This window comes from Myxococcus sp. MISCRS1, assembly GCF_026626605.1.
GTDB classification, from domain to species: Bacteria; Myxococcota; Myxococcia; order Myxococcales; family Myxococcaceae; genus Myxococcus; species Myxococcus fulvus.
The window spans coordinates 3,778,984-3,792,091 of record NZ_JAPNKB010000001.1 but is presented as its reverse complement, the minus strand read 5'-3'; the positions used below and the strand labels follow the sequence as shown (position 1 = coordinate 3,792,091).

The window sequence follows — 13,108 nt, the reverse complement described above, 5'->3', positions numbered from 1 at the left end:
GCCATGCCTGAGAGGTAAGTCCGCAATTCTGCTCAGGCGTACGCTTTCGCGGCGTAACCGGTGCTGTTACACCCTGATGAGGTCGGTCACACCCGGTTTGCGAACCCCGCGGGCGCGCTGGAACATGAGGGCATGTCCGAACCGCTCCGTTCCCTCATCTCCCGGTGGCGCGAAGACCCGGGCGGAACCTACCGCTCCTGGTTCCTCTGGGAGGAGCGCCTGAAGAACTTCCGCTCCATCCGCCGCGGCCTGGCCACGGTGGTGGAGGAGATCGAGAAGGGCACCTTCGGCAACGTGTACAAGGGCTCGTCCCTGGAGACCGTGGTGGGCTCGGTGTCCGAGCAGCGGCAGATCTTCAAGGGCGCGGACCACGCCTTTCTGTGGAAGCCCAAGCTGCGCATCCCGGACATCTACGAGTCCCCGGAGAACCAGCGCGCCTTCGGCCGCTTCCTGTCCGCGTGTGCCTGCTGTGGTGACGGTGAGGGGCTCGTGGCGGCCATCCGCGCCCTCGATGAGCGGAAAATCAAGGGGCTCGGGCCCGCCGCGGCGAACCTGCTCTACTTCCTGCATCCCACGCTGATGCCGCCGTTCAACACGGCCATCGTGAACGGCTACAACGCGCTCACCGGTGCGAAGGTGAAGCTGGGCAAGTGGGAGGAGTACCTCGCCATGCGCGAGGGCGTCCTCCGGCTCAATGCGACCCACCGCGAGTTGCTCTCCAATGACCTGGGCGCCGTGGGCGGGCTGCTCTTCGACATCGGCAGTGGCCGGTATGCGCCACCGCCCGGGGAGGAGGACGTCGAGGCGCGAGCTGCCTGGGAGGCGGACCTGGCCAAGGTGCGGACCGAGGCAGCGGGGGCACGTAAGGCCCGCGAGGCTGCCGAGGCCGAGGACCTCACCCACACCGAGGTCCAGGGCTGGCTGAGAGACCTGGGCGCCGCACTCGGTTACGACGTGTGGGTGGCCGCCAATGACCGCGGACGCCGCTGCGGCACGGGCCTGCTCGGAGATGGGTGCCTCGCGGAGCTGCCGTCAGTCGTGGCGACGGCACCAGGGGGCGAAGCGGTCCGTCTCATCGACGTGCTCTGGCTGGAGAAGGGACGCGCCGCGGTGGCCGCGGCGTTCGAGGTGGAGCACACGACGTCCATCTACTCCGGCATCGTGCGGCTGCTAGACTTGGCGCTGGGGGCCCCGGGCTCCGCCACGAGGGGCCTGTTCCTCGTCGCGCCAGACCGCCGCGAGGAGGATGTCCGGCAGCAGCTCGTGCGCCCTGCCTTCCGCCGAGTCGCGGACCTCGACGTGCGCTACCTTCCCTACGGTGAGCTGGAGCGCCACCGCGAGGCGATGGGCCGCTTCGGGCAGGGGCTCAAGGCCGTGCAGGCGGTGGCTCGCCGCCTCCATCCGTGAGCGTGCCTCTCAGGAACACTACATTCCAGACCGAGACAGCACGCTGTCGTCAGCGCTGCTACTGACCGGGCGAGGCCGGTTGGCCCTGCTGCTGGGTGCCGCTTCCGCTCATGCAGCGCTGCATCCCCTGCGCCATGCGCTGAACTTCCTCGACTTGGCCGGCGTTCTTTGCGGTGAGCCGCAGAATGGCCCCTGTCGGCGTCTGCTCCACCTTCACGTCCGCCATTCCGCGCATGGAGCAGTTCATTCCCGCGCCGCCCATGCCCTGGCCCATCATTCCGCCGCCCATCATTTCGCAGGGACAGCCGGATTGCTGCTGCGCGGATGCGTCCGTCTGGCGCTCCGCCTTCGGCGCCTGACTGGTGCCTTGGGCTCCAGCGAGCGGTCCGAAGAGCAGTCCCGTGGTGATGAGTAGGCCGTACCCAAAATTCCTCATGGCATTTCCTCCCTGACTCGAGCTTCCCCAAAGAAAAGGTGCTGCCGAAGCTGGAGGATGGCTTGGCCGAGCCAAAGTGGGATGGCGGTGTAAGCGGTGGCTTGCCGCCTACAACCCTGAGCACGCCCGGCTCTCCTATGGCTGACTGCCGTACCACGCCTTACGCCACTCAATCAGCTGGCCGACCTCCTCCGCCTGCGCGTCGATGATTCTCCGGGACATGGCGCGGATCTCCGCGATGCTGCTCCGCTGGAGCGCGACAGTCGCCATCTGAATGGCGCCCGCGTGGTGAGGCATCATCGAGTCGATGAACGCCTTGTCGACGTCCGGCTTCTGCGCAAGCTCGTCGGGCATCAGCATGCCGCTGTTCTGCATCTCGGACTCGCTCATCATGGTCGGCACGTCCGAGGAGCCGAAATGGGCCTGCTTGAGGGCCTTCAGTTCGTCAATCTCCTGCCGCTGATCCTGGATCATCTTCGTCGCCAGCGCCCGGAGATCCTGGCGCGTCCCGCGCTGCTCCTCGACCATGGCCATCTCGGTGGCCATTTGGTGGTGCGCGGCCATCATGTCGATGAACCGCTCGTCGGAGTAGTTGCCGTCCACGACGAGCTGTTCGGGGGCGACGTCATCGCCCATGGACATGCCATGGGAGCTCGACTCGTCGTCTCCGCAGCCTGCCACCACCATGAGCAATACGACCGTCAGTGCGCGGCACAGCATAGGGGGACTCATATGTTCGCAACCTCCACGCTCGACGCCCTGTACGCCTCGCCGAGCCGAGGCACTAGGAACGCTCGCAGGACCAGAAACTGAGCACGGAGCAGTTCCTTGTCAGCTGTGAGCGGCGAGGTTACAGGCTTGGCCCGCGAGGCTTACTTGTGCGGTTTGGCGAGCCAACGCGCACTGCGACTTCAGGCCAGGGCTGCTGTTGGAAGAAATCAGTTCTTGCGGAAGACGAGACCGTTGGGCTTGGTGCCCACAGTGAGCGTCTTCCGAATGGTACGGGTGGCAACCTCCACGACGCTCAGCGTCCCCGCTGCCTGGTTGGTGACGAAGGCGGTGGCACCGTCGGCGGAGAAGGTGATGCCATGAGCGCCGGCACCTGTGGCGAGTTCCCCCTGGCGCGTCGTGGTTCCCGCCGCGAAGAAGATGAGCTTGCCATTGTCAGTGTCCGTCACCCAGAGGTCGCCGTTGGGGGCCGTGGCGGCCATGGCCGGCGTGAAGCCCAATCCGTAGGTGCGCGCGACCTCCAGCGTCCCGGAGTTGATAGCGGTCAGGCTCTTCCCGTCCTCGTTGTCCACGTACATGAGGCCGTCGTTCCCCGGCCAGGCCCCCACGGGGTTGGCACCGTCGGGCACTGTCTTCTCCACTGCTTTGGTCACAACGTTGATGACAGTGACGCTGTTGGAGTCACCGTTGGCAACGAAGGCATATCGGCCATCCTGTGAGAACGTCACCTCCGCGGGCATGTCCCCCACGGTGACCGTCTGCCTTGATTCCAGCGTCCGGCTGTCGAGTACGAGGACCGTGCCCGGCTCCGACATCAACGCCGTCCAGACTTCGGTGCCATCTGGCGAGAAGGCGCCGTTGTGGGGCATCGCGTCGAACTGCCATATGGCCCGGGTCTCGCCCGTCTTCGCGTCCAGGAGGAGGACTTTGCCCGGCATGGTGTGGCCCGCGTGGCCGCCGCCGTGCCCTCCACTCAGGTCCATGCCAGGGACGGCCACCACGAGCGAGGTTCCATCCGGGCTCAGGTTGACGTGGTGCGGATAACTCACACTGCTCCACGTCGATGACGCTGAGAGAGTGGCTCCCGCCATTCACAACGAACACGACGTCCTTCTCGGCGGAGGGGAAGGTGTCCGAGTCGTCGTCACAGCCGCTTATGGTCAGTAACGCCAGGGAAGGGAGTGCCCACAGCGTCCGCTTGAGGAGTTCCATCAGTCGAGCCTTTCGGAATGTCCGCGTGAAGAGTCAGACCAGGGGGGACCTAATAGACGTGCTTGCGTGTTTGTGAAACTCGGTTGCATTTAATTTCTGCTGTGGCGTTGCTGGAGGCGAAGCGTTCCTTGGCGTGCGTGAGCTGGACGTTCAATCTGGCTCCTTGAAGTCATCGGAACGCAGTCCATAGCGCTTGAGGAGTCGATGGAGGCTCTCGCGCTCCATGCCCGCCCGTTCCGCGGCTCGAGTCACGTTGCCCCCGAACTCCCTCAGCAGGGCGATGAGATAGTCCCGGGACGCGTGGTCCCGCGCCAGGTCCACCGCCTCACGGAAGGGCATCTTTACCAGCTGGCTCGCGGGCAGTGCCCCCTGGGGCGCCCCCGCGACTTCCGGTGGAAGGTCGCCCTGGCCCAGGCGGGAGCCCGTGGCGATGGCAACCGCGCGTTCGATGGCATTCTCCAACTGGCGCACGTTGCCGGGCCAGCTGTACCCGGTCAGCGCGCGTAGCGCGTCCGGCTCCAAGCCGTCCACCGACTGGTGGTAGGTCTTCGCCGCCTTCTGCACAAAGTGTATCGCCAGCAACGGGATGTCCTCGCGCCGCTCGCGCAGGGGCGGCAGATGTACCGGGAAGACATTGAGCCGGTAGTACAGGTCCTCGCGGAATCGGCCTGCGGCGGCGTCGGCCTTGAGGTCGCGGTGGGTGGCGGTGATGACGCGTGCGTCGATGCGGCGCGCCACCGAGTCACCGACACGTCGGACCTCTTTATCCTGGAGAGTTCGGTTGAGCTTTACTTGGACAGCCAGGGGCAGCTCGCCAATCTCGTCCAGGAAAATGGTCCCCCCCGACGCGGATTCGAAAAGGCCGGGCTTGGTCTCCACCGCGCCGGTGAATGCCCCCCGGGCGTGACCGAACAGCTCGCTCTCGATGAGCTCCGAGGGCAGCGCGCCGCAGTTGACGGCGACGAAGGGCCGGTCTTTCCGCGGGCCGTGGTGGTGGATGGCCCGGGCCACCAACTCCTTGCCCGTTCCCGTCTCTCCGGTGATGAGCACCGTGATGTCCAACTCGGCGGCGCGCTCCAGCAGGCCGTAGAGCGTGCGCATTGGTGGGCTCCTGCCAATGATGTTCTGGAAGCTGTAGATGCCCTCCAACTCGCGCCGCAATGTGGCCGCCTGCTCCTTGAGCCGCTTGCGCTCAAGAGCGCGAGCCACGACCAGGGATGCCTCGTCCGGGTCGAAGGGCTTCGGCAGGTAGTCGTAGGCCCCCTCCTTGATGGCCTCCACTGCCTTGGGGACGGAGGCATACGCCGTCATCATGATGACCTCGGTGGCCGGCGAGTGCTGCTTGACGGCCCTAAGCACCTCGAAGCCGTCTGCCCCCGGCATGCGGATGTCCGTCACTACGAGGTCGAACTCCTGGGTCTGGATGAGAGTGAGCGCACGGCCGCCGTCTTCAGCCGTCCTCACCTGGTAGGCGTCACCCAGAATCCGGGTGAAGAGGTGACGCATGTTCTCTTTGTCGTCGACGACGAGAACGCTCGGTCTGTTCGTCACGGCGTACTCCGGGGGAGATGCAGGGTGAACTCCGCGCCATGTCCGGGGAGATTGCGTGGCTGGATGTGGCCTCCATGGGCTTGGGCGATGGCCTGTGACACGGCCAGCCCCAGCCCGGTGCCTTGAGGTTTGGTGGTGAAGAAGGGCTCGAAGAGCCGCTCGTGCGCTTCGGGAGCAAGGCCTGGTCCGGTGTCGCGGACCGTGAGCGCCACCTCACCTTCGCGCGCGTGAATGGCCACCGTCACCTGTCCCGAAGGCCCTGCGGCCTCCACGGCGTTCTTGAGCAGGTTGGTGACCACCTGGCGAAGCCGCTGCGGGTGGCCGGCCACCCGGGCTTCGCCTTCCACCGTCAAGGAGACGTCGGAGAGTTGGGCGGACTCTCGCAGCCGGGAGACGACCTCCTCCACCAGCTCTCGCAGCTCCAGCGTTTCACCCGGAACCTGGAGCGGTCGCGACAGGTCGAGCAGCCCCTCCACGATGTCACGGCAGCGCAGCGTCTCCTCTTCGATGATGCGCAGGTCATCGGCCAGCGCGCCTTCCGCCTTGCGCTGAAGCAGGCGCACGTAGCCCAGGATGACACCCAGGGGGTTGTTGATTTCATGCGCCACGCCCGCTGCCAGGCGGCCAATGCCCGCCAGCCGCTCGCTCTGCACCAGACGCTCCTGGTGCTCACGAAGCGCGGCGGTCATCCGGTTGAATTGCTGTGCCAATCTTCCGAACTCATCCGGGCGGTTCAGCGCGATGCGGGTGGTGAGGTCGCCTGCAGCGATACGGGCTGCACCGGCCTCCAATAGGGACACAGGACGGGCTACCGAACGGCCGATATAGAGGCCCACACCCGCTGCGAGGAGGGCCGCGGCGGCCAGGATTACGACGGTCCATCGGAAGCTGCCATGCTGGACTGTGCTCGCGTGCTCCTCATAATTCCCAATGGCGCGCTCGTAGTGCGAAGCCAGTGTGTCCGCGCTCTCCTGGATGACTCCGACCAGCTCCAGTGCCCGGGAGTGCTCACGGACCGCTGTGGTGCGGTCCCCTTTCAGAACGGCCGGGACGAGTGCCTCCCGGAAGAGCAAGTCCAGTTCCGCCGTGGTGCGGCGCATCGTGTCCACCTGGGCTCGCTCCTCGGGGGTAATTGCCTGCGCCTGGACCTGCTCAAGGAGCGCCAGCGCGCGGCGGTGGGCGCCGTCGTAGAGCGGCAGGTGGCTGGCATTGCCGAGGATGAGGGTATGGGCCAGGTGCGCGTAGAGGTCTCGCACCGCGGTCGCGAGCGACAACGTGGTGCGCACGGCGGTCTCCTGCCTCCGCACGCTGTGCAGGGCTTCGTGGATCTCCGCCATGCCTTCGAGCGCGGCATAGGCCGCCGCGCCGAAGGCCAGGACGAGGAGCGAGAAGGCGTATAGGAGCCTGCGAGCGGTTCCGGACACAGCGTCCCCCAGCGAACGAAGGTGGCAGTTTAGCAATGCGCAGGCCAACACCCTGCCCGCAGCAAGTGCCTGAATTCGTTCCTGACACAGGCTCCGGTCTTGTGGGCAGGGAAGTGTGAAGCGTGACCAAGAGCGTCACACTGTGACGGCGACAGTGTCAGGCGGGGATGGCAGCGGCGCCAGCGACTTCGGCCTCGGGGGTTGCCGGCCCCGGCACCACCTCGCGGCGCTTCCAGAGGAAGTAGACAGCCGGGTAGACGAGCAGCTCCAGCAGGAAGCTGGTGACGAGGCCGCCCACCATGGGCGCTGCGATGCGCTTCATCACGTCCGCGCCCGTGCCAGTGGACCACATGATGGGAAGCAGGCCGAGCATCGCCGCCATGACCGTCATCGCCTTGGGCCGCACGCGCTTCACGGCCCCGTGAATGATGGCCTCCACCAGGTCGCCCTCAGTGCGCAGCAGGCCCCGCTTCTTCGCCTCGTCATGTGAGAGGTCGAGGAAGAGGAGCATGAAGGCGCCGGTCTCCGCGTCCAGTCCCATCAGGGCAATCATGCCCACCCACACCGCGATGGAGACGTTGTAGTCGAGCGCCCAGAGCAGCCACACCGCGCCGATGGCCGAGAAGGGCACCGCCAGCATCACCAAGCCCGCCTTGAAGGCTGACTTCGTGTTCATGTACAGCAGCCCGAAGATGAGCACGAGCGTGAGCGGGATGACGAGCTGGAGCCGCTCCCGGACGCGCAGCATGTTTTCGTACTGCCCGCTCCAGGTCATGGAGTAGCCGGAGGGCACCTTCACGCCTGCGGCCACCGCTTCCTTGGCGCGCTCCACGAAGCCGCCCACGTCGTACTTCGACGTGTCGAAGTCCACGTAGACGTAGCCGGTTAGCATTCCGTTCTCGTTGCGAATCATCGAGGGGCCGTGAGCGAGCACCACGTCCGCGATGGCCTCCATGGGAATCTGGCCCTGGCCGCCGGGAAGAGGCAGCAGCACGCGCTTGAGCGCCTGGAGGTCCTCGCGGTAGTCGCGGGCATAGCGCACGTTGATGCCGTAGCGCTCGCGACCTTCCACCGTGGTGGACTGGTTGTCACCGCCCACCGCGGTCATCACCATCATGTTTGCGTCGTCCACGCTCAGGCCGTAGCGGGCGAGTTCGTCGCGCTTGAGGACGAAGTCCAGGAAGTAGCCGCCCGCCACGCGCTCGGCGAATGCGCTGCGGGTGCCCTCCACCCGGGCCACCGCAGCCTCCGTCTCGCGAGCAATCCGCTCCACGGTGGCCAGGTCCGCGCCCATGATTTTGATGCCCACGGGGGTGCGGATGCCGGTGGTCAGCATGTCCAGCCGGCCCTTGATGGGCATGGTCCACGCGTTGGAGATGCCCGGTAGTTGGAGCGCGGCGTTCATCTCCGACTCCAACTGCGCCTGGGTGATGCGGTCACGCCAGAAGGGACGCAGGACGCTCTTCAGCCACTCGGGAGCCCAATTGCTGTACCAGCGTGGCACCTCGCGCCACTGGGACTCGGGGCGCAGCAGCACCGTCGTCTCCATCATGGTGAAGGGGGCGGGGTCGGTGGAGGTGTTGGCGCGGCCGGCCTTGCCGAAGACGCGCTCCACCTCGGGGAAGCGCATGAGCAGCTTGTCCTGGACTTGCAGCGCGCGCTGCGCCTCGGCGACGGACATGCCGGGCTCCACCGCCGAAGGCATGTAGAGGATGGTACCCTCGTTGAGCGGCGGCATGAACTCGCTGCCCAGGTGCAGGTACACGGGGATGGTAGTGGCGACCAGCAGCACGCTCACGGCGATGGTGGCCTTGGCGTGGCGCACCACGAAGCGGCAGGGGCCCTCGTAGAGCCGGTGCATCAGCCGGCTGATGGGGTGCCGCTCCTCGGAGTAGTACTTGCCCACCAGGGCCGTGGTGGCCACCGACGCCAGGAGCCTCGGGCGGAAGCGGAAGGGCTCCACCCGCGCGAAGAGCATCCGCATGGCGGGGTCCAGGGTGATGGCCAACAGCGCGGCGATGGCCATGGCCAGGTTCTTCGAGTACGCCAGCGGGCGGAAGAGGCGGCCCTCCTGGTCCACCAGCGTGAAGATGGGCATGAAGGCCACGGCGATGACGAGCAGGCTGAAGAAGACGCCCGGCCCCACCTCCATCAGCGCTTCCAGGCGCACCTGGTGAAAGTCGCCCTTTTTCCCGTCCTTAATCCAGTGGTGGATTTTGTTGTACGCGTTCTCCACCTCGACGATGGCGCCGTCCACGAGCACGCCGATGGAGATGGCGATGCCGGCCAGCGACATGAGGTTGGCGTTCTGCCCCATCGCGTACATGGGGATGAACGCCAGCGCTACCGACACGGGAATCGTGACGATGGGTACGAGGGCCGAAGGCGCGTGCCACAGGAAGATGAGGATGATGATGGAGACGATGATGATCTCCTCCACCATCTTGTGCGTCACCGTGTCGATGGCGCGCTCGATGAGGTCCGAGCGGTCATAGGTGGTGACGACCTCCACGCCCTCGGGCAGCGAAGGCTTGAGCTCCTCGAGCTTCGCCTTGATGCGCTCGATGACGTTGAGGGCGTTCTCTCCCTGGCGCATGACCACGATGCCGCCCACCGCATCCCCCTCACCGTCCAGGTCGGCCACGCCACGGCGCAGTTCGGGGCCCAATGCCACGCTGGCCACGTCCTTGATGGTGACGGTGGTGCCGCCCTGGGCCTTGAGGACGAGCTTCTCGATGTCCTCCACGTTCTTCACATAGCCACGGCCCCGGACCATGTACTCGCGCCCGGCCACCTCCACGAGCCGTCCACCCACGTCGTTGTTGCCCTGACGGACGGCGCGCACCACCGCGTCTAGCGACAGCCCGTAACTGGCAAGGGTGTTGGGGTTGACCGTCACCTGGTACTGGCGCACCTGGCCGCCCACGGTGGCCACCTCGGAGACGCCGGGGACGCTTTGAATCTGATACCGCAGGAACCAGTCCTGGTAGGAGCGCAGCTCGTCCAGCCGGTGCTTGCCACTCTTGTCCACGAGCGCGTACTGGAACACCCAGCCCACGCTGGTGGCGTCCGGGCCCAGCTCCACCTTCACGTCCTGCGGAAGCTGGGGCGTTATCTTCGACAGGTACTCAAGCACCCGCGTGCGTGCCCAGTACATGTCCGTGCCGTCCTCGAAGATGACGTACACGTAGCTGAAGCCGAAGTCGCTGAAGCCGCGCACCGCCTTCACCTTGGGGGCGCCCAGCAGCGCGGTGGTGATGGGGTAGGTGACTTGGTCCTCGATGATGTCGGGGCTGCGGTCCCACCGGCCGTAGACGATGACCTGGGTGTCGGACAGGTCGGGCAGCGCGTCCAGCGGCATGTTCCGCATGGTCCACCAAGCGCCGATGAGCGCCACCACGGTGGCTGCGATGACCAGGTACTTGTTCTCCGCCGAGAAGCGGATGATGGCGCGAATCATGGCTCAGTGACCTTCGTGGCCGGAGGGGGCCGGGGGAGCATTCGCCGGAGGCGAGGAGGGGGGAGGCTCTGCCGTGGCGCTGCCGGATGAAGAGGAGGCCAGCACGGCCAGCGACGCGCGCAGGCGCGACTCGGAGTCGACGAGGAAGTTGGCGCCGGTGACGACCTGGTCGCCGGCCTTCAGGCCCGACGTCACTTCCACGCTCTTTCCATCCGACTCGCCCAGGCGGACCTCGCGGGGCTGAAAGCGCCCGTCGCCGAGCGCCAGGAAGACGACCTGGGTGGTGCCGGTGGGAACGACGGCGTCGGACGGAATCCTCAGCGCGTCCCGCGTCATGCCGCGGAGCACCACTTCACCGAACATCTCGGGGCGCAGGTCGCCGTCAGGGTTGGGGAACTCCAGGCGCACCTTGACGGTGCGCGTGGCCGGCTCCAGCACAGGGTCCAGGAAGGCCACCTTCCCGGCGAATACCCGGTTGGGGAAGGCTTTGAGCTGGAGGTTGGCGGGCATGCCCACCTTCACGTGGCGCAGCTCGCTCTCGTACACGTCCGCGAGGACCCACACGCGCGACAGGTCGACGACCTCATAGGGCGTGGCACCCATCTCCAGGCGCGCTCCCTCCACGACATCCTTCTTGGTGATGACGCCCGAGATGGGCGACACCAGGGTGAGGGTGCGGGTGGCCTCGCCCGCGCGGGCGAGCCGCTCCAGGGCGGCCGGCGGCACGTCCCAGAGCAGCAGCTTGCGTCGGGCCGCCGCGACCAGCGTGTCGCCGTCCGTGGCCATTCCCCCGGCTTCGCCCAGGGCCTGGCGGGTGCGCAGGGCCAGCAGGTACTCCTCCTGCGCGGCGAGCAACTCGGGACTGTAGAGGGAGAGGAGCGGCTCACCCTGGCGCACGGGCTTGCCGGTGAAGTCCGCGTGCACGCGCTCGACGAAGCCGGCGACCTTCATGTTGACGCGGCGCACGCGGGTTTCGTCCACGGCCACGCGGCCGTTGGTCCGCCAGGTGCCCCCGACCTTGCCCTCCGTCACCGGAGCGGTGCGCAGGCCGATGAGCTGCTGGCGCGAGGCGTCGATGGTGACGGGGGCCAGCCCCTGCACCATTGCGGCTCCCTCGCCTCCGGGAGCAGCCGGCGCAAGCGCCACCAGATCCATGCCGCAGATGGGGCACTTGCCCGGGTGGTCCTGCACGATGCTCGGGTGCATCGGGCACTGGTAGCGAGTGGCGGCTGGCTCGGAGGCGGATGGGGTGGAGCTGGCCGAGGGATCCGGCGCGAGGGCTTCATGCGCCTCATCCTGGTGGGACAGCAGGTGCACGGCGCCTCCGCCCAGGACGGCGCTGGCCAGCGCCGCGGCGGCGAGCGCGGCGGCTCCGAAGCGGCGGCGCGCGGGGGACGGCGAAGGGTTCTCAAGAGACATGGGTTCTCCAGAACTACATTCCGGACATGGAAGACGAGGAGGCGGCGGCGGGCGCGGCGCCGGCAGTGCCACCAGGCGAGGTGGCGGGGGCGGGGCCCGACGGGGTGCTGCCCGCTCCGGGCATGCCGCCCGAGCCGAGGCCGCCCGCGGCGATGGAGCCGACGGGCTCCAGGCTCACCTCGGCCTGGGCGATGGCGAGGCGCTGCGCATCCACGAGCGTCCGCAGGTACTCCTCCTCGTCGCGGATGATGCCGGTGTTGGCCTCCAGCACCGAGGCGAACGAGGCGCGTCCGACGCGGTACTGCGTCAGGGTGCTCTCGGCGGTCGCTGACGACTGCATCAAGATGCCACTGCGGAAGAGGGTCACCGTGTCGCGCAGCGCGGCCAGGGCGGTAAGGCGCTCCAGCACCCGCAGCCGCAGCACCTGCTCGACTGCCTCCGTGGCCTGAGTGGTGGCCTCGGCATTGGCGCGGCTCTCCGCTACCGCGCGGTTTTGCTTCCTCCCGGAGAAGATGGGCAGGGTGACGCCGACATTGGCCTGCCACATGGGTGGGAAGTCGCCGCCACGGGGCATGACTCCCGCGCTCACGGTGAAGTCGGGCAGGCGCTCACGTCGCGCCAGCGCCACCTGCTGGCTTGCCTGCTCCACCGTTGCGCGCGCCTGGGCTAGCTCGGGGCTGCGGGCGAGCGCGTCCTTCGTCGCTGATTCGGCGTCACCGAACTCCGGCACCCCCAGGTCGCGCACGCGCAGAGTGGTGGGCAGGGGCGCATCAAGAGGCCGGCCACTCAGCCGGTTCAGGGTCTGCACCCGGGTGCGCTCGTCGGCGTTCAGTGCCACCCGGCGCTGACGCAGCCGGTTGAGTTCGAGTTGGGAGCGCAGCAGGTCGGATTGGGCGCCCTCACCGGTTTCGTAGCGGATGCGGACTGTCTCGGCGGATTGCTTCCAGATCGCCTCAAGCCGGTCCAGCAGCCTGAGCCGCTCGCGCGTCAGCACCAGGTTGAGGTAGCCACGGCGCACCTCAGCCTCGATAGACAGCCGCGCTCGCAGGACTTGCGTTGACGTGGCCTTGGCCCCCAAGCGTGCGACCTCGGTACGCAGCGAACGCTTGCCAGGGAAGGGTACGGCCTGTGAGGCCATGATGCTGTAGTAGCTGCCTTCCATTTCGCCAATCATGAGCTCGCCAAAGCCGTCGTTCTGGATGCCCAGTTGCAGGACCGGGTCCGGAAGGGCACCCGCCTGGGGAACGCGCTCCTGCGCCGCCTGGACCTGTGCCTTGGCTTGACGCAGCTCAGGGCGCGCCTCAAGGGCTTCCGTGAGGAGCTGCGCAAGCGTTGGGTCAGTCAACAGCGCCGGCATGGAGGTGGCCTGCATGGCTGGCGCGCGGGCGTCCTCCTGGGCCAGCGCCGCCACCGGAGAGAGCAGCGCCAGCATGAGAGCCACGTGCCTCATCGAGCCGCATCGCCGCACAG

9 protein-coding genes are annotated in these 13,108 nt (G+C 67.2%); 1 reads left to right on the top strand and 8 read right to left on the bottom strand.

Annotation, left to right across the window (positions count from 1 at the left end):
- Positions 1–132: 132 nt before the first annotated feature.
- On the top strand, positions 133–1,407 hold the full coding sequence (locus tag OWM54_RS14655) for a type II restriction endonuclease (protein ID WP_267697903.1): 1,275 nt from the start codon (positions 133–135) through the stop codon (positions 1,405–1,407).
- Positions 1,408–1,465: 58 nt separating this feature from the next.
- Here the strand turns inward: OWM54_RS14655 and OWM54_RS14650 are convergent, their stop codons facing one another.
- From OWM54_RS14650 to OWM54_RS14615, 8 genes are all read right to left on the bottom strand, one after another.
- Positions 1,466–1,843 carry a hypothetical protein gene (locus OWM54_RS14650; RefSeq protein WP_267697902.1) on the bottom strand — a complete coding sequence of 126 codons (378 nt, stop codon included), beginning with the start codon at positions 1,841–1,843 and terminating at the stop codon, positions 1,466–1,468.
- A gap of 135 nt (positions 1,844–1,978) precedes the next feature.
- Positions 1,979–2,563: a DUF305 domain-containing protein gene (locus OWM54_RS14645; RefSeq protein ID WP_267697901.1), complete on the bottom strand. Its 585-nt coding sequence runs from the start codon at positions 2,561–2,563 to the stop codon at positions 1,979–1,981.
- A 218-nt stretch (positions 2,564–2,781) separates the two neighbouring features.
- Positions 2,782–3,555 carry a hypothetical protein gene (locus tag OWM54_RS14640; RefSeq protein WP_267697900.1) on the bottom strand — a complete coding sequence of 258 codons (774 nt, stop codon included), beginning with the start codon at positions 3,553–3,555 and terminating at the stop codon, positions 2,782–2,784.
- A gap of 379 nt (positions 3,556–3,934) precedes the next feature.
- Complete coding sequence (locus OWM54_RS14635) at positions 3,935–5,335, bottom strand: sigma-54-dependent transcriptional regulator (protein ID WP_223738424.1); 1,401 nt, start codon at positions 5,333–5,335, stop codon at positions 3,935–3,937.
- On the bottom strand, positions 5,332–6,759 hold the full coding sequence (locus OWM54_RS14630; RefSeq protein ID WP_267697899.1) for a sensor histidine kinase: 1,428 nt from the start codon (positions 6,757–6,759) through the stop codon (positions 5,332–5,334). Before OWM54_RS14630 ends, OWM54_RS14635 begins: the two co-directional genes overlap by 4 nt.
- A gap of 157 nt (positions 6,760–6,916) precedes the next feature.
- Entirely contained in the window at positions 6,917–10,219 is a 3,303-nt protein-coding gene (locus OWM54_RS14625) for an efflux RND transporter permease subunit (RefSeq protein WP_267697898.1), read from the bottom strand.
- A gap of 3 nt (positions 10,220–10,222) precedes the next feature.
- Entirely contained in the window at positions 10,223–11,638 is a 1,416-nt protein-coding gene (locus OWM54_RS14620; protein WP_267697897.1) for an efflux RND transporter periplasmic adaptor subunit, read from the bottom strand.
- A 13-nt stretch (positions 11,639–11,651) separates the two neighbouring features.
- Positions 11,652–13,070: a TolC family protein gene (locus OWM54_RS14615; protein ID WP_267697896.1), complete on the bottom strand. Its 1,419-nt coding sequence runs from the start codon at positions 13,068–13,070 to the stop codon at positions 11,652–11,654.
- Positions 13,071–13,108 lie beyond the last annotated feature (38 nt).